14 protein-coding genes are annotated in these 18,879 nt (G+C 34.7%); 6 read left to right on the top strand and 8 right to left on the bottom strand.

Annotation, left to right across the window (positions count from 1 at the left end):
* The first annotated feature begins 881 nt into the window (after positions 1-881).
* Positions 882-2,222, top strand: coding sequence for a group II intron reverse transcriptase/maturase (gene ltrA, locus ACFSX9_RS13840; RefSeq protein WP_379808692.1), 1,341 nt, complete (start codon positions 882-884; stop codon positions 2,220-2,222).
* A gap of 50 nt (positions 2,223-2,272) precedes the next feature.
* Here the strand turns inward: ltrA and ACFSX9_RS13835 are convergent, their stop codons facing one another.
* From ACFSX9_RS13835 to ACFSX9_RS13820, 4 genes are all read right to left on the bottom strand, one after another.
* Positions 2,273-3,322, bottom strand: coding sequence for a hypothetical protein (locus ACFSX9_RS13835; protein ID WP_379808690.1), 1,050 nt, complete (start codon positions 3,320-3,322; stop codon positions 2,273-2,275).
* Positions 3,323-5,038: 1,716 nt separating this feature from the next.
* Positions 5,039-5,323, bottom strand: a complete 285-nt coding sequence (locus ACFSX9_RS13830) for an addiction module antidote protein (protein ID WP_379808688.1) — start codon at positions 5,321-5,323, stop codon at positions 5,039-5,041.
* 3 nt (positions 5,324-5,326) lie between these two features.
* The gene (locus ACFSX9_RS13825) at positions 5,327-5,587 is read right to left on the bottom strand and encodes a type II toxin-antitoxin system RelE/ParE family toxin (protein WP_379808686.1); all 261 of its coding nucleotides are present in this window, start codon (positions 5,585-5,587) and stop codon (positions 5,327-5,329) included.
* Positions 5,588-6,014: 427 nt separating this feature from the next.
* On the bottom strand, positions 6,015-6,293 hold the full coding sequence (locus tag ACFSX9_RS13820; protein WP_379808684.1) for a helix-turn-helix domain-containing protein: 279 nt from the start codon (positions 6,291-6,293) through the stop codon (positions 6,015-6,017).
* A gap of 600 nt (positions 6,294-6,893) precedes the next feature.
* Here ACFSX9_RS13820 and ACFSX9_RS13815 point away from each other — a divergent pair.
* From ACFSX9_RS13815 to ACFSX9_RS13805, 3 genes are read left to right on the top strand one after another with little or no spacing between them, the layout of a single operon-like run.
* Positions 6,894-9,902 (top strand): SusC/RagA family TonB-linked outer membrane protein, encoded by a 3,009-nt coding sequence (locus tag ACFSX9_RS13815; protein ID WP_379808682.1) that lies wholly within the window; start codon positions 6,894-6,896, stop codon positions 9,900-9,902.
* A gap of 17 nt (positions 9,903-9,919) precedes the next feature.
* Entirely contained in the window at positions 9,920-11,296 is a 1,377-nt protein-coding gene (locus ACFSX9_RS13810) for a RagB/SusD family nutrient uptake outer membrane protein (protein ID WP_379808680.1), read from the top strand.
* On the top strand, positions 11,297-13,861 hold the full coding sequence (locus ACFSX9_RS13805) for an alpha/beta hydrolase family protein (protein WP_379808678.1): 2,565 nt from the start codon (positions 11,297-11,299) through the stop codon (positions 13,859-13,861).
* Between the two features lie 58 nt (positions 13,862-13,919).
* Here the strand turns inward: ACFSX9_RS13805 and ACFSX9_RS13800 are convergent, their stop codons facing one another.
* The 4 genes from ACFSX9_RS13800 to ACFSX9_RS13785 all read right to left on the bottom strand — a co-directional run bounded on the left by ACFSX9_RS13800 (position 13,920) and on the right by ACFSX9_RS13785 (position 17,188).
* Positions 13,920-14,177, bottom strand: coding sequence for a DUF6520 family protein (locus ACFSX9_RS13800; RefSeq protein ID WP_379808676.1), 258 nt, complete (start codon positions 14,175-14,177; stop codon positions 13,920-13,922).
* 87 nt (positions 14,178-14,264) lie between these two features.
* On the bottom strand, positions 14,265-15,746 hold the full coding sequence (locus tag ACFSX9_RS13795; protein ID WP_379808674.1) for a MauE/DoxX family redox-associated membrane protein: 1,482 nt from the start codon (positions 15,744-15,746) through the stop codon (positions 14,265-14,267).
* A 127-nt stretch (positions 15,747-15,873) separates the two neighbouring features.
* Positions 15,874-16,785, bottom strand: a complete 912-nt coding sequence (locus tag ACFSX9_RS13790) for a helix-turn-helix domain-containing protein (RefSeq protein ID WP_379808672.1) — start codon at positions 16,783-16,785, stop codon at positions 15,874-15,876.
* A 19-nt stretch (positions 16,786-16,804) separates the two neighbouring features.
* Entirely contained in the window at positions 16,805-17,188 is a 384-nt protein-coding gene (locus ACFSX9_RS13785) for a DUF7793 family protein (protein ID WP_379808670.1), read from the bottom strand.
* A gap of 245 nt (positions 17,189-17,433) precedes the next feature.
* Between ACFSX9_RS13785 and ACFSX9_RS13780 the strand changes: the two genes are divergently transcribed.
* Together ACFSX9_RS13780 and ACFSX9_RS13775 are read left to right on the top strand one after the other, a co-directional pair.
* Entirely contained in the window at positions 17,434-17,823 is a 390-nt protein-coding gene (locus tag ACFSX9_RS13780) for a hypothetical protein (protein WP_379808668.1), read from the top strand.
* 33 nt (positions 17,824-17,856) lie between these two features.
* Entirely contained in the window at positions 17,857-18,693 is an 837-nt protein-coding gene (locus ACFSX9_RS13775) for an RteC domain-containing protein (protein WP_379808666.1), read from the top strand.
* Positions 18,694-18,879 lie beyond the last annotated feature (186 nt).

Here is an 18,879-nt window from a genome sequence, read left to right as displayed (position 1 = left end):
AGAAATGGAAGTCACCTTACAAAAGCAAAGGTTGTTTTAGTTTTAAAACGAGTTATTACAGCCATTATTACGGCTTTAATGAAAAAGAGTTACCAATTGCAACCTAAAAAATAGTGTACCGTAGAACGAAGGTATTGAAGTTTACAAGAGCTTTTAAAAGCAAATTGTGAAAAAACAAGGTTTTTTCACAGCCTGACGTCGTTTTGCGGCTAGCCGAAGCCACAAAGATTTAAGACTAACCATTTCAAATATAAACAAATTTTTGAATTATTAAGAAACTTTCCAAAAATAGACCAAGCGTTTGTGGTTTTAGCTAACCGCTGTGTGTGCCCTGCATCCGCAGGACACACTCTGTAGTGTCGATTTAAAATTCGAAAATACAAATTTTCGTATTAAGAATCAAAATTATGGAGTGTTATTTTTCTAGAAGGTGTAAGTCCTTTCCCGAGAAATCGGGACAAGCATGGGCGGACTAAAAATTCGAACCATTAGCACGTCGCAAGGTGGTTTATCGTGAGCTATGCACTGAAGGAAGCGCAACGGCAAAATCCGGTACTGACGAACAGAAATGTCATATGAGGCAAGTTAAAACGGATAAGCGTCCACAGCAACGTAACGTCCAAAGATTACCAAAGTTTTAATTTGTAGATGATGCAGGAATTGGAGGAAAGAAAAAGCGGTTACCAGGGGAGATCTTGACAACTACGAGTTGGTTAGGTCAAGAAGTCAGCAGAGGTCATAGTACTTGTGGTAAACGAGGTGCAAACAGAAATTGCACAGGTCTCACAAGCAAGGAAGGACTGAACGTAAAGAGGTTTTCAATGGCTAAAAGAATCGCAAGATAGCTTTAGCTAACGAAAACAGATTGAAATAAAACTAAGATGATTGAACGCGTAGTACATCCTTATCAGCTTGAAAAAGCATTGCGTCACGTTATTGCTAACAAAGGTAGTGCGGGAGTCGATGGCATTTCTGTGGGTGAAATTCGCAATATATTCACTGAAATGAAACTGCAATTTATCGAGCAAATCAAAACAGGAAACTATCAAGTTCAACCGATCTTAGGGATTAAAATTCCAAAAGGAAACGGGAAAACCCGATTATTAGGTATTCCTACAACAACCGAGCGGGTATGGCAACAAAGCGTGGCACAAAACCTTGCAGTACTATTTGAATCCGAATTTAACGCCCACAGTTATGGATTTAGACCCAATAAAAATGCCCGACAAGCCGTTGGACAAGCACGGGACTACATCCATCAAGGGTTAAATCACATTGTAGATACGGACTTGAAGAATTTCTTTGACGAAGTAGACCATTGTTTGTTACTGAATTTAGTGTTCCAAAAAGTCAAATGCAAAACCACGATGCAACTCATTCGGAAGTGGCTCAAGGCACCCATTAAAATCAACGGAAAACTACAAAAACGAACAAAAGGCGTTCCGCAAGGAAGCCCATTAAGTCCGTTACTGTCAAATATTTTGCTCCATCAATTGGACAAAGAATTGACAAGAAGAGGACACAAATTCGTTCGTTATGCCGATGATTTTAGTATTTATTGCAAAAGCCATAATCAAGCGAAAGCTATTCAAGTTGCTGTTGAGAAGTTCCTAAAGAACAAGCTTAAACTAACAGTCAATCAAGAAAAGAGCGGTGTTAGAAAACCCGTTAACTTCACGATTTTAGGCTTTAGTTTTGTTCCTGTTTACAAAAAAGGGAGCAAAAATCAATACCAATTAGTAGTAGCAGAAAAGGCATGGAAACGACTCAAGGAACGGCTTAAAAGCATTACCCGAAAAACCACACCAGCAAAATTTGACGAGCGAATAACTAAGATAAAAGAAGTGCAACGGGGATGGTTAACCTATTTTCGAGGTACAAAAATCATGGGAAAACTGCGAGATATAGACGGCTGGCTACGCAATCGACTACGCTACTGCATTTGGCACGACTGGAAAAAACCCGAACGAAAGAGGAAAAACCTCATACGATTGGGCATTGACCACCACCACGCTTATGCTTGGAGCAGAACGAGGAAAGGAGGGTGGGCAATCGCACAAATCCCAATTTTAGCAACGTCCATAACTTTAAAACGCTTGAAGAAAAGAGGATGCCTATCTTTGACCGAACTTTACATCCAGCTCAATCCTTCTCTTTGCGAACCGAGTAGTACAGCCTGTCCCTATTTTTATCGGAGTGATTTGTGGGCTCGGTGGTGTTAGAGGCTCTCCCTGCTAGTTTCTAGTGGGGCAGTCTACTCGGTGTGGCAATGTTATCTGTATTCAATCTGCCTGGTCAATTTGTATTTATAATCATAACCACTACCGCTTTCTTTTTTATAAAATGTTTTGGATATCCAATTTCCATTTTCATCATATTGATAAGTATAAGCATTATGTTCTCTAAGATAATAATCAGGATTTTCATCAATAAATAACAAAAATGATTTTATATTTTCCTCATCATTTCCAGATGGTAATTGAGACGTGTGTTTTAAATATTCATTTAATACAACTACATCCCCTTGTAAGTTGTATTGATAAATTTTTGGATTTATATAAATTAAAACACCTTCAGTATAGTCAAGTTTTATTTCTTTTACTAATCTACTTGATGCATCATAAATATATTTGGTAATCCATGTAATATACTCTGAGTTTATTTCTTTTTTCTCTATTCGAATATTTTTGGTGTTATATTTATACGTGAATAATGTATTTGATTCAATTGTCGAATTATTCTTTAAATTAAGAATCTCGCCTTTTTCATTATATTCATGAGGGTTTTTATATATTTTTGAAATTATTTCAGTTAAATTATTTTTATCATCATAGATGAAGTTCAATTCATTTTCATAACCGAATCGTTGTAATAATAAATCGTTTTTATAAATTTCTTTTAAATTAAATGATAATTCCATTTCATTTGGAATGTCATTTTGGTTATTCCACCAATATCTCTGTATAAATAGTTCTTTTTGTTGGTTTGGTTTATCTTGGTAATAATATGTGTCAATCCCTTTTCTGTTTCCGTATTGTAACATTGACCGATCTTTAGTTCTTCCAATGGAATCTATGTTATAGGTGCCAGTTCTATAAAAATTAAGAAATATTGATAGTGATTCCTTGTAATTTTCGCTTTGGCTATCATAATCAAAATTAGTGTAACTAATTCTTGAAGGAGTTCCAATTATAAAATGGTTATCATTTATGCTTTTTTCAATCCAATTTTCAAGTCCTTCTAGATGTCTTAATTCAATCTCTTGCGAGTATGATTTCTGGAATAGAAGAATTATTATTAACAAAACAAACTTACTTTTCATGTGTTTTTTTAAATATTGCTTAACGTAGTGCTTGTTGCGCAACTATCAAATATACCTAAAAATATTTGGATAAAACGATGTTTTTTGTAATTTTAATCACGCGAGGAAAAAAGAATTTTGCACCTCAATTATTCGTTTCGGTTTCCAGAATCCATGTAACGTCTTTGTAGGTTCTTGCTCCCCTCCTTCGGAGGGGTTGGGGGAGGCTTCCGCAATACACTTCCACACAGTTTGTCATCCTGAAAGGATTCCACGCAAACCACTTCCAGAATCTACTTCATATCTTATTTAGGTTGTTGCTCACCTCCTTCGGAGGGGCTGGGGGATGCTTCCACAACCCACTCCCACACAGTTTGTCATCCTGAAAGGACCCCACACAAACCACTTCCACAAACTATTCCCGTCTAGTTTGTCATCCTGAAAGGATCCCACGTAAACCACTTCCACAAACTATTCCCGTCTAGTTTGTCATCCTGAAAGGATCTCACGCAAACCACTTCCACAAACTATTCCCGTCTAGTTTGTCATCCTGAAAATATCCCACGCAAACCACTTCCACAATGCACTTCAAATTAAAACTTAAAACTTACAACCGTCAACTTACAGCCAACAACTTAATACATTACCTATAAGAGACCCTTGACAGGGTGACAAGATTGTGGGTAACTTTAGTACAAGTGAAATCCGCACCCTTTCACACAAACTATTCCCGTCTAGTTTGTCATCCTGAAAATATCCCACGCAAACCATTTCCAGAATCCACGTAATGTCTTTGTAGGTTCTTGGTCCCCTCCTTCGGAGGGGTTGGGGGAAGCTTTTTCCACAAACTTGTCATCCCGACATCGGAGGGAACCCACTCGTATCTCCACAATCCACTTCCGCAATCCACTTCAACCTACAACTTACAACCTACAACCTACAACCTACAACATTACCCATAAGAGACCCTTCACAGGGTGACAAGATTGTGGGTAAGTTTAGTATAAGTGAAATCCACACCCTTTCACACAAAGTTTCGACACACAGTTTGTCATCCTGAAAGGATCCCACGCAAACTACTTCCAGAATCCACTTAATGTCTTTGTAGGTTCATGCTCCCCTCCTCCGGACGGGTCGGGGGAGGCTTTTCCAAACCACTTCCACACAGTTTGTCATCCTGAAAGGATCTCACACAAACCACTTCCACAAACTATTCCCGTCTAGTTTGTCTTCCTGAAAGGATCCTACGCAATCCACTTCCAGTATCCACGTAATGTCTTTGTAGGTTCTTGCTCCCCTCCTTCGGAGGGGTTGGGGGAGGCTTCCGCAATCCACTTCCACACAGTTTGTCATCCTGAAAGGATCCCACACAAACCACTTCCACAATCCACTTCAACTTTCAACCTACAACCAAAAACACCAACAAACACGTTTTGATGGCGTCCTTGACGTATAACTTAAAGAAATATTTGCGATTTGTCGTTAAAAAATCCACACAACATTTGCAACAAATGCAACTAGAATTGCAGAAAGCACACAGCTTACTCAAAACGCATTTTTATGACCTAAAAATAGACTTTTTAAGCAGTTCATATTTTTTCTAAAAACGACACAAAACGTAAAAACCAACCTCGCTTAAATGTCTTTAAATGTGGTTGGTTTTATTGATTTTATCAAGAAATTTGATTTAAAATGATGTTGTGCAACGGTCACCACTGTTCTGTGTTCGTTGTTTTTTTAAACCGATATTGGATTAACAGTTACTTGTCCACCGACTGCTTTTAAAACTTTTACAATTGTTGAAAATTGAGGTTTAGCTCCGTCAGATAGTGCTTTGTACAAACTTGGTCTACTTAATCCTGATTTTTCAGCAATTTTAGTCATTCCAATTGCTTTAGCAACATTTCCGATTGCCGTAATTAAGTCATTTTCGTTTCCGTTTTCTAAAATTTCATTTAAATATTCAGCAACCATTTCGTTACTATCTAAATAGTCGGCTATGTCAAATTTTGATGTTTCCATTTTCTAATTTTTTAATAATTTACAAATTTCCTTTGCCTTTTCTATGTCACTTTGTTGAGATGATTTGTCACCACCAATTAGTAAAACTATAATTTTTCCGTCTTTTTCCTTGAAATAAACTCGATAACCTTTCGCATAGTTTATTTTAAGTTCTTTTATACCGTCTCCAACTGATTCGCATTCTCCAAAATGTTCATCTTGTTCTAATTTTTGTACTCTCAATAAAATTTTCGCTTTGGCACGCAAATCTTTCAATTTTCTCAACCATTTATCAAATTCTGATGTTTTTTCAATAAAGTACTTAATTTAACTGTATTCATTCGGATACAAATTTAGTGATTTATTTTGGTTTGATTGTAAAAGATTTTCTGTTTTTTAGTTTTTTGCGGCAAAATGTCGCCCAACGCATATTTACACAAACCATTAAATTTTAAAAATCCGTAAACACTTGCTTTTTAAATGGTTATAAAAATACAGTCAAAAAAGCGATATTCGTGCTATTTTTTAAAATATAAATTCTTTACGAATATAATTGAAATTTTTATAGTTATCGAAATTTTATTTTACTACTTGTTCTTCTTCCAATCATCCTTTTTAGTACTATCCATTTTGGTCCTCTTAGATTTGGCTATAAAGCATAAAAAAGATGTAAAAGCATCTTTTTTATTTATTTTTCATAAAATTCAATTCATTACTTTATATTAGAGTTCTCTTCGATGAACTTATCAATATCAATTTCTACATTTAAAATTTTAAACTTCTTTAAGTTAAGAGCTTTTAAATGGAAGATAAATTTTTCTAAAGTTGGATTAGCTTCTCCTCTTTCAATTGTACCGATAAAGTATTTAGTCAAACCAATATTTTTGTCAGCTAGTTCTTGTTGAGATATATGCAAATTATCATACTCAGAACTTGGAGTGTTTTCTCTAAGTTTTCTTAACTCGTTTCCTAATTTTTCTTTTTCCGTCACTTTTTTATTATCTAATGATAAAATTCACTCTTCTTCATGAAATAAATGGTATGATATATCATACTATTAAATATTTTTTATTATGTTTGTATGATAATTACATATAAAATGTAATTTTGCGATTCTTCATTTTAAATATTGAAGCATTCGCTTTGAATCTCGCGTCGAAAAACTGGTAATTTAAGCAACGAGAAGATAAGTACGATGCTCACGTCTATGGGCGTGGGCTCTCTTATTGTTGCACGGTATACCAGTACCTTCGGCGCATTAAGTTGAGTTCCACGCTTTTTTTATGCCCTTAACTCACCCAATTCTTAGCCTTGTTTCCATTTTAAAAATTTCGCAAGCAAATCATTTTTATTGATTTAGTTAGTTGGAAGGGCATTGCCTGCGCTCAGCTGCAACAAGCAACGGCAATGGATCTTCCTAAATTTTAAACCCTGAAAAAAACAATGCGTATGGTGTAGCAATCAACTTAATGCCTAATAGCCTAAAAGGCACTAAAACTAAGGCGAAAAAAAAGGCCCTCTAAATCTTCTTGGCGGACGAATAGAGGACCGGACTAAACAAAACTAATGTTTCATTTAACTAATCAAAAGTATGAATAAAAATTCATTTTTTAAACGATTGGGTGCACAACTACTGCCTCAATATGTAACACTGTTGCTGCTCTGCTGGGCATCAGTAGGTTACGCACAAACCGCAACAATAACAGGAACGCTAACAGATGCTATGGGTGTTTTGGTCGGGGCTACGGTTCAGGTAAAAGGCAGCAAAACAGCCACGCAAACCGATTTTACTGGAAAATATACCATTAAAGCTGCACCAAAGGACGTACTGATTTTCTCATTCTTAGGGTACAAAACCATAGAACAACTTGTAGGAGAGCAACAAATAATAACGGTCCAACTCACGGAAGATACCACGATGCTCAAAGAAGTTGTGGTAAATGCCGGATACTACACGGTTAAAGAGAAAGAACGAACGGGTAGTATAGCAAAAGTAAAATCCAAAGAAATAGAACAGCAACCCGTTGCTAATCCACTAGCAGCGATGCAAGGAAGAATGACTGGCGTGTATATTACTCAAGAATCTGGAACTGCAGGAGGGGGTTTCAAAATCAGGGTGCGGGGTACTAATAGCATTAGAAACGAAGGAAATGAACCCTTGTATATTGTAAACGGTATGCCATACGCAGCTCAAACCTTGGGGAATACCAGTTTAATAGCAGGGATTCTACCCAATACTAATAATCCTTTAAACAATATTAACCCAGCGGATATTGAAAGCATTGAAGTGTTAAAAGATGCTGATGCAACAGCAATTTATGGTGCAAGAGGCGCAAATGGGGTAGTGTTGATTACAACTAAAAAAGGGAAACAAGGAAAAACACAATTCACAGGGCAGGCTTTTACAACGGTGGGTACCGTAACAAAAAAGATGGATTTGATGAATACTAGCCAGTATTTGGCTATGAGACGAAAAGCTTTTGTGAATGATGGGATTACTAGTATTCCCACAAATGCTTATGATATAAATGGGACGTGGGATGAAAACCGATATACCGATTGGCAGAAAGAACTAATAGGAGGTACATCCATCATCAATAGTATGCAAGGAACAGTATCGGGAGGCAGTGGTCAAACGCAATACCTCATCGGGGGAACTTTAAGAAATGAAACTACGGTGTATCCAGGTGAAAACGTTTACAAAAGAGGAGTAATAAATACACACATAAATCACGTTTCTGATAATAATAAATTTAATGTACAATTGAGTGCTAATTATAGCGCAGATAAAAATACATTGCCAGGGGTAGATCTTACTCGGTATGCTTACACTTTAGCACCAAATGCACCAGCATTGTATCACGATGATGGCACACTAAACTGGGAAAATGGCTCTTTCGAAAATCCACTAGGTTTTTTAAACTCAAAATACCAATCGAACACGAATAATCTAATCTCAAATCTTCAATTAGGTTACAAGTTGCTGCCGAATCTAGAATTAAAATCTAATGTAGGCTATACGGACACCCGAATAGTAGAACGCAGAACAATCCCAACCACAATGTATAATCCATTTGATGCAATTACAAATGACAGGGCTACTTTGTACTTAAACAACAGCAACAGACAGTCATGGATTATTGAGCCACAAGTAAACTGGAATTACAATTGGAATAAGCTAAAACTGAATACATTAATTGGTACTACTTTCCAAAGGGACTTAGCGCAACAATTAGTGCAATCGGGATCAGGTTTCACTAGTAATGCACTAATCAATAACTTAGCGGCAGCAAGTATCAGAGAAATAATTAATCACGATGAAATTATTTACAAGTACAATGCTTTTTTTGGAAGATTCAACTGCAATTGGGACGAAAAATATATAATAAATTTCACAGGTAGAAGGGATGGTTCAAGTCGCTTTGGTCCCGGAAATCGTTTTGCGAATTTTGGAGCAATAGGAGCTGCTTGGGTATTTTCAAATGAAGAGTTTATTAAAAATAATATAGAAGTAATAAGTTTCGGAAAACTAAGAGCAAGTTTTGGAACAACAGGAAATGACCAAATAGGAGATTATCAATTTTTAGATACTTATAATAGTACAGCAAACAATTATCAAGGGACTATTGGCTTGCAACCCACCCGATTATTTAATCCTAATTTCGGTTGGGAAACCAATAAAAAGATAGAAATAGCTTTAGAAGTAGGGCTTTGGAACGACAAGGTTTTTTTTACCACTGCTTATTTTTCAAATCGCTCTGCTAATCAATTAGTGGGTGTGCCACTTCCAGCAACAACAGGCTTTCCTACAATACAAGCTAATTTTGACGCAACCGTTCAAAACACTGGGCTTGAAATCGACTTAAGAACAGTAAACATAAGCAATCAGAATTTTAAATGGGTAACAACAGTAAACTTTACTCAACCTAAAAATGAGCTAATAGAATTTAAAAACTTGGAGGGATCTACGTATGCTAATTCATTAGTAGTAGGACAACCTTTAAACATTATAAAATTATACAACCTCACTGGTTTTGATCCAATTTCTGGAGCCTATCAATTTCAAGATTATGATAACGACGGACAAATTGCAGCACCAAATGACCGCCAAGTAATTGGCAATTTAAATCCAGAATGGTTTGGAGGGCTAGGCAATCAAATTAGCTATAAAAATTGGGAAGTAGATTTTCTATTCCAATTTGTAAAACAACAAGGGAGAAATTTTGGTTATTTCTTTCCAGTGGCAGGAAGTTTTTCAAATCAACCAATAGATGCTCTAAATAATTGGTCAGAAAATGGTGCTAACGCAACTTCCCAAAGCTACACTTCAGGAGCTAATGCACCTGCAATGCAAGCCTATTCCCGTTACATCGATAGTAATGGAGTTTTAAGTGATGCTTCATTTGTAAGATTAAAAAGCGTTAGTCTTTCTTATAATTTACCAAAGCAATGGACAAAATCATTTTCAGGACGTATTTATTTACAAGGACAAAATGTACTAACATTTACAAAATACCAAGGGGCAGACCCCGAGAATCAAACTTCAGGATTTTTACCTACACTTAAACAATGGACACTTGGTGTGCAATTCAATTTATAATCTAATACAATCAACTTATGAAAGCAATATATAAAATGACATGGCTTACAATTTTTACTGTAATGTTTTTAGGCAGCTGTGATAGTTTTACAGAAATTAATGTGCCACAATCACAACTTGTAGGACCTGTTGTATTTGAGGATGTCAATACAGCCACGGCAGCTGTACTAAACTGTTATGCGAGACTTCGCGAAGAAGGAATGATAACAGGAACCGCCTTTGGTTTGTCACATATTATGGGAAATTATGCAGATGAACTGTCTTTCTATGGAAGTAATGCCACTTTTCAAAGTTTCAACGACCATACAATTGTGCCTAGCAACTCTTTTATTGCAACTCTTTGGAATTCAAGTTATAGCCAACTGTACGATGTGAATTCGATTATCGAAGGTTTAGAAGCTACTAATGCAATCCCACAAATGGAAAAAGATAAATTAATGGGGGAAGCTTTGTTTTTAAGAGCTTACATTCATTTTTATTTAACCAATTGCTTTGGAGAAATTCCATACATCACTACTACGAACTACCTGCAAAATGCAATAGTTTCTAAAAACAGTTTAGCACAAATCAAGCAATACATAGTACAAGATTTAGAAGATGCAGAAGCATTGTTGCCTTCAAATTATCCATCAGATGAGCGTGTTAGAGCTAATAAAAATGTGGCGAAAGCTATGCTAGCTCGTCAATATTTGTATGTGGACAATTGGGAACAAGCAGAATTATATGCAACGGATGTGATAAATAGTGGGGCTTACAGTTGGGAATTGAATATTCCTAACGTTTTTTTAAAAGAGAATCCTGGTATAATCTGGGTCTTACATCCGGGTATTGCAGGACTTAATACTAAAGATGCAAGAACATTTGTTTTCTCGGCGGGACCACCAATTAAACCTGCTTTGGCACTAGATATAGTTAATGCTTTCGAACCAAATGATTCTAGAAAAACCAATTGGACACGAACGATTGCAAATGGATCTCAATCGTGGAACCATAGTTATAAATACAAAAAAACATTAAATACAGGTACATCACAAGAGTATACTATTTTATTTCGTTTGGCAGAAATGTACTTAATAAGAGCAGAAGCAAGAGCAGAACAATCTAAAAATAGTGAAGCCCTACAAGATCTTAATAAAGTACGAAATCGAGCAGGACTTCCTAATAGTTTGGCTACCACAAGAGAAGGAATTATAGAAGCTGTCATGCAAGAAAGGAAAGTTGAATTATTTACGGAACAAGGGCATCGCTGGTTCGATTTAAAACGTACCGCAAGAGCTGCGGCAGTATTAAGTCCTATCAAGCCAAACTGGCAAAATACGCAGGTGGTTTTTCCAATTCCTGAAGCGGAATTACTGCGAAATCCTAATCTTTTACCACAAAATGGAGGATATTAAATGAAAAAAACAACCCTAGATAGAAAGATCATTTTAATTATTTTCCTAGGTTGCCAATTGGCTTTTGGTCAAAGTACAATAATAAATAGTACTGAAAAAGGCTATGAGCGCTGGCATACTTTAGAAGAAGAAAATGTGGCACCCAACGGTAAATGGATAACTTTTGTAGTACGTTATGAAAACGGTAACGATACTTTGGTAGTAAAAGAAAGTAAGGGCAAAAAGCAGTTTGTTTTTCCAAACAGTGTCAATGGGCAATTCAGTTCCGATTCTAAATGGTTTACATTTCTAAATAGTACCAATCAGCTATTAGTTTTTAATTTAGAAAAATGTACTAAAGAGGCATTCAAAGAGGTTAAGAAATATCAAATAGATCAACTTGCCAAAAATATTGCAATACGTACAAACAACGATACTTTAATGATAATGCAATTAAAAACCAAAAAGCTACTTCATATACCAAAAGTAAAAGAGTTTGAGTTTAGTCCAAAGGGGGATTTAGTGGTGTTAAAGGAAACATCGGTGGTGCTTTTTGCCGCAGATAATCCTTTTCTCGAAATACCCGTTGCTACGAACATATATGGCTTTAAAAATGTAGTTTGGAATCAAAACAAAGGATTTGCTTTTCTTGAAAATCTTGAAGTAATCGCTAGTACCAATCAAAATCATAAAATTGGATATTACGATTTAGCAACAAAAAAGTATTACACCATTCAGGCTAATGATTTTCCTGAATTAAAAGGGAAAAGTATAGTCAAACCTTTTGGTCAAAAAGGGATAGTGCTAGAGCTCCATGAGGATAAAGTATTTTTTTACTTTAACAACAGAGAGAAAGCAAAAAAAGAGGAACTGAAAATGGAGGTTTGGGAATATGACTCACCTCTTGAATATCCATCGCAGATAACGGAAGGTGATTTTGAAAAAAAAGACAAATTAGCAGTTTGGTGGCCACAAAAGAATAAAATTAGTTTACTAGGTTCAAAGGATAAGCCAAAAACAGTTTTTTGTCCTGACAGCAATTATATAATATCTTTCAATCCGTTAGATTACGAACCTCAATACGAACTTTCGGGTCCAGTGGATGTTTATTTAACTGACTTAAATTCGAATGAATCCACTTTGTTATTAAAAAAACAAGCACAAAAAGTGCAAACCTTTGGAGCATCATCACAAGGAAATTACCTGCACTATTATAGAGATCAAAATTGGTGGGTTTACGACATTAAAAAGAAAAGGCACACAAACATCACAAAAAAATTACCGTATCCAGTTGAAAACTTCAAAAATGACGAAGCGGGACCTAAGTATGGTTTTGGGTGTGCAGGTTGGTCATCGGATAACAAACACATTTTTATTTATGACGAATATGACATTTGGAAAATTTCCCCTGATGGTAAAGAAAAAGTAAGAATTACAAACGGAAGGGATTCATCGACCGTTTTTAGAATTGAAGAAGATTTGTATGTTAATAAGTGCTATCGAGGGAGTGTAGAGTTTTTAACGTACACGTTTGATAAAAAGGAAGGAATTATCATTGTGGCATTAGACAAAAATAAAAATTGGGGATATTATCGTTGGACTGAAAAAGAAGGTATAAACAAAATCATTCACAATAATTCGAAATCAAGCAGAATTAAAACCACTGCCAAAAGTCAGGAAATGATTTGGATTGAAGAAGATGTAACAACTCCTCCGAGAGTAGTATTTAAATCAAAAAAAGATATTAAATCAAAAGTAGTCTATCAGTCTAATAAGCATTATACAGAATTCGGATTAAGAAAAGCAGCATTAATTCAGTATAAAAATTCGAAGGGAGTTTCATTAAATGGAGTGTTGTACTATCCTATAGGGTATGATGAAACTAAAAAATATCCCATGATTACTTTCATCTATGAAAAATTATCGCAAAGACTTCATCAATATGAAAATCCAACGCTTTATAATCCAGGTGGTTTTAATATAGCAAATTACATGCAGGACGGGTATTTTGTTTTATTTCCAGATATTGTTTATGAGGTGGGAAATCCTGGACTTTCGGCAAAGGATTGCGTGGAAAGTGCAGTGAATGAAGTTTTAAAAATGAATCGAGTTGATAAAAACCGCATAGGAATATATGGGCATTCTTTTGGAGGATATCAAGTGGCCTCTATTATTACACAGACAGATATTTTTAAAGCAGCTGTAATGGGTTCAGGTATAACAGATTTAAATAATCTTTATGTGCAAATGAATTGGTCATGGAGTAGAACACAAGCATGGCGATTCGAATCACAGCAAATGCGTATGGGATCGAATCCATTTGAAAACAGTGAAGGGTATAAAAATAACTCTCCAATTGCTAATGCAGCCAGAGTAAATACCCCTGTTTTAATTTACACCGGTAAAGAGGATTATAATGTAGATTGGAATCAAAGCATTTATTTTCACATGGCATTAAGACGATTGAAGAAGATAAACAAACTGTTACTTTTTCCAAAGGAAGGCCATACAATCAATACACAAGAAAACCAAGTGGTGCTAACGCATGAAATAAAAAAATGGTTTGATTTTTATCTAAAAGAGTAGTAAAAGAACAATGCCGGAGATTTATTTCCGGCATTGAATTACTAGTATACATTACAAATTAATGTTTTCTATAAAGTGGTTCAGGACAAGCAGTTCCAGCTGCGTTTAAGCGATAAAGCAACTGACCACTTTCTTGACATTTTTGAACATCAAATATAGTGCTACATACTGTAGATGATTCCTCACAAGCACCTGGGACAACACCTATCATGTCAACATTCATACTTGAATCTTTCGGAGCTTCATTGAAAGCGAAAGCACCAAAAACGGCTAATAATAAAGTAGCCATCGGTAAAACGGATTTTAAAATTTTCATAATATCATAATTTAAAGTTATTGATCTACTCTTTTACAGGTTTTCGATCGTTACCCTGACACTGCAGTATGAGTTTATTTCTAAGAATTAGAATGGTGATTTTAGTTGATATACAGTCAAATATTGACCATTTATAGCTATTATTTTAGAATCAGATATCGAAAAATTACGCAATGCCTTACCTTTTTGATGAGGTATATAAAAACTAAATTGATAGCTTCCATTTAAAAGGGAGTAAACATCTATAGTAGAGGAAGTGTTCCAGGTATCTTTTGGTTCATAATTTCCAATGATGCCACTTTGAATCAGTACATAATCCCTTGAGCACGTAGAGTTTTTATTTACAGTTAAAGGTTGCGCAGCCAATACTTTTCTGTTTTTTTTCTTCAATGTCACAGTTTTTACTTGCGCGATTTCAGTTTGGTCAATAGTTTTATAGTTTAAATGGGACTTAAAGCTTGGTGAAATAACTATAAATTCATTTCTATAAAAATAGGTATAGACTAATTGTTTATTAGCAGAATTAAAGGTCATAATCCCGTCAGTATCAAAAACACCATCTACTTGTTTTTCTAATATTTTTGGATATAAGCTCACATTTACGGAATCTTTCTTATTGATTAGGCCTAGTACATTTTCATTTGTAGAATTACTTAAGGCTTTTATGGCAATAGTTGAAGAATCTATAGGGATCATGTGAGTGAAATAGGCAACATTATACAACCACTGACTGGCCTTCCAATTAGTTATTGAACCTCTAAAGACAACAGAGGTTGTGCCGTCATAAAAATAAAAGTAGGGACCAGCCACAAGTAATTTTAAAGAATGAAATCTTAAATTGCTTGTAGGTAAGTTAATAATGTAATTTTCTTGTTGATAGGTATGAATATCTATCACTTTAACAGATAACGGCGCAGTAACATTACCCAGATATATTTTGCCCTCTTGAAATCCAGCAAGGTAATAGGAATTATATTGTAAATCCATTTGCCCTGCTAATTCAATAGGATGGTGTGGATAGTGTCTAATAAAATGCTGTAGGGCTACTTTTTCTTCGTCAGTTCTAAAATATTGAAGAGTAACGAACCCCAGACTAATAACAAACAGAGTTAGTAAAATTTTAAGTTGTGATTTGACGGGTATAGTTTGTTGAGTACCATATATTCGGATAGCTATTATAGCCAATATGACAAATAAAATATTGAATAATAGATGTGCTTCCCAGCCCATTTTTTCTAATATACCACCGCATGAACAGGGGATATAATCACTATATGTGATAAGAATGAACAAATAAATTGAAAAAGAGGTCATCAAACCAAAGGCACCATACAGACCAATTACTTTTGTTTTTGGAAAAAGGAGTAAGGACGCTAAAACTAATTCAAGGACCGGAATACCGTAAGATATGGAGAGTACAAATTCTCTAAGCATTGGCGATTGCCCAAGTTGCACTTGAAAATTTTCAAAATCCAACAATTTACTAACTGCAGCATATACAAAAAGTAAGATATAAAGCAAACAAATAAGCTCCAAAATTATAAACCGTATGTTAACTGATAGCCGCATCTCGCAATTGTTTTAATTTAATAAAGTAAAGTTCACATTTAAAAAATTTAAACAGTTGTCTAATCGGGAAGGTTTTTTGTCTAATTTGGATAAAATTTTTTGATAGCTATTTTTTAAGTTGAAAGCCTCAATTAAAAGTGCGGGGCACTTCCTTCGGTGAAACACCAAATTGTTTTTTAAAAGACTTAGAAAAAGTCGGATAATCTCCAAAACCATTCATCGATGCTATATTTTTTAAAGGTATCGAGGTTTCTTGAATCAACAAAAATGCTCTTTTCAAACGCTCAACCGTATAAAATTTATAAATACTGGTTTTGAAAAAATAACGAAATCCATCTTTCAATTTATACTCATTAGTACCAAAATACCGTGCTAATTCTTTCAAAGAAGGTAAAGGCTCTTCTAAATGAGCGAGAATATAATCATATACTTTTTGAATCAAATAGGTGTCTTCCTTTCTGGATTTTGGAAGTTTGTCAAATGAATCGCTATTTTTTTCCGCGATTGGATAAGCTAAATTTTGAGAAATTGATGTTATAAAACTCAAAATTAGTTCATCACGATTAATCAAGGAGGTAATAGAGCAATCCGCAACAATTAGTAATTGATCTTTAGTAATGAATTGAAGTGATAATATTCTTTGTTTTAAATTTGCATCATCAACAACAGCTTGAATACAACTTAATTTTTCATAAGAATTAGGTGTAATAAAATGCTGTAGAGAAGTACCTAACAGATCATATTCTTTATAGCCCAGCAGGGTAATTAAGGCAGGGCTAAAGCTTTGTATAGTAAGCATTTTGTTCAAAACTAAATTGGTATTCGTTAAGATACAATAGGTATTGTGTGGATTTACATATCCAGAATAAAAAATAGTCTCTTTCATTTCTTCAGCTACCATATTTACTAAAACAACCAAGGTTTCTAACTCGTCATCATACAAGCTTAAGGGAATTCGATTACTAAAATTCCCTCTAGCCATTTCAAACAACATTTGATGTAAAGCTGCTAGACGGTGTTGATTGTATTGTTTTTCCATAGTGCTAATTTACTAACGTTTAGAGGTATTGTTTCAGGAAATTAATAGCGTCGGCTTCGCCAGTAAAGAGTTCAGTGGGTACTGTGGGCTTGCTAATCTGCATATAAAAAGTACTAATAGTAATGGAAACTCTCTGGTGTACCAACAAACCAACGGCTTTTGTTAATAGGGAGCCTGATTGAGCTAAATAATCTCGACCAGCTTTATCAGTTTCAATTATCCCTCGCGTATCACAAAGCACAGGATAGGACTTGTCATTTTGAAACTGAATGCGTGCAGCAACAACTTGCTTTGCAACATCTAGATTAATAATGACATCGGATTTATATTTAAAAAAGAGAATACCACTTTCTATCCAAAAGATGGCGTAATCATTCTCATAAAGTGCATGAGCTGCAATCATGTTTTATGGAGTTTTGGTGTTAAAATTTAGCAAAAATAAGAACAATATTAATTATTATAATTGTCAATTTGGGATAATTTGGTGTAAAAAAGTTAATTCCTTGTCAATTTGGGAATTTTGTTTGTCATAAATGGAGTAATAACTATTCTAATGCAAATCATATCAAAATTTATAATGAATTTTAATAAAATAATCTGAATTACAGCTATTTATTAAAAAAAATAACCAAATCTAACAAACAAAAAATGGCAAAAATCAAACACAACAATTTCATCGACACAGTGGACGATGTGCTTTCTGACGCAAAAGATGCAGGAATTTTACACCTAAATGCAGAAGATAAAAAACTAACGGGCAGGACAATTCAAATCAAAGGAAAAGAAATGTATCATTTTGGTACAACGGGTTGCCTATGCTTGGAACAAGACAATAGCAATAAAGAAGCAGCCAGTCAATCCATAAAAAGGGCAAATGAACTAAATTTTCCTCAAATCGATTTTGGTGTTTCAGCGTCTTTCGAAAAAAGAAAACTAGGTGCTGTAATTATTCCAAAAGTTGCCTACATACAAGCGCGCGATAATTATACTATGGAAGTAATGTATACGACACAAAACGACTATAAGGCTTTATTGTAAAGTGAATTAACCTATCTATAACCTAATTTTCTTATGATGTTTAAAAAAACAATAGAATCATTTAATACCAATTGCAACGAAATTTTAGAATCTAATGATACAATGCTCACTAAAGCTACTAAAGGAATTATCTTGTGTAACGAAGCATTATCACTTTTAAAAGATGTAGTCGATAAGCGGGACTTTAATACGGTTCCTGAAGAGATTGAATTCTTTAAAAACAATAAACCAGTTCCAATGAGTTTATTGATTTTCTTTACCGAAATTCGGTCGTGTGAATTGAGGATGCCTAAAGCAGGAACCAAGTATAAAGTAGATTTTTTACAAAAAGAGCTTAGAAAAATAAATAAGTTTTTTTATAAAAATGCAGACTTTGTGCATTACATGGAACAGGGGTATAGCTATTTAGATCATCAGTTCTTTACCCGAAACCATCGAAATAATTTCCCATTCACTCCAATGACGGATTATTATCAGTTTCCAGAATTTTCTACAGCTCAAGATATGCTGTGGGCAAAAGTAAAAGCAATGTACCGGTTTATACATTATATCCGTCAGGCCTTAAAACGCTTAAAAGTAGATGATGCCGATATTTTTGAAGAAAAGAAACATAAAGTAATCGTCTGGACAGGACCGAAAACGGCATTGACTGAATTAATTTATGCCTTATTTTCTAATGGAGCCATCAACCATGGTGCTGCCGACATCAATGCGATTACTTCAGCATTTGAAGACTTTTTTAATATAAAATTGGATAATGTATACAAAACATACACAGAAATCAAGGCACGGAAAAGTAGTAAGACTAAATTTTTAGAGGAACTAACACTCAACTTGCAACAAAAAATGGCAAGAGAGGATATCGATTAAATACGTAACTACGAGAACGAAAAGCAGTAAAACCTAATAAAAAATAGGTATTTACTGCTTTTTTTTTGCACATATACACATAATAGTAGTGAAGTAGTTGATTGTTGCTTCAGAGTATAATGCAAAGGCTACCAAATCAAAACTAAGAAGTCAGATGCAGTCTGACTTCTTTTATTTTTAGTGTTA

The sequence above is a fragment of the Flavobacterium ardleyense genome (assembly GCF_042686085.1).
Lineage (GTDB): Bacteria > Bacteroidota > Bacteroidia > Flavobacteriales > Flavobacteriaceae > Flavobacterium > Flavobacterium ardleyense.
Note: the sequence above shows the minus strand (reverse complement) of the source record. Positions and strands in the feature narration are given on the sequence as shown.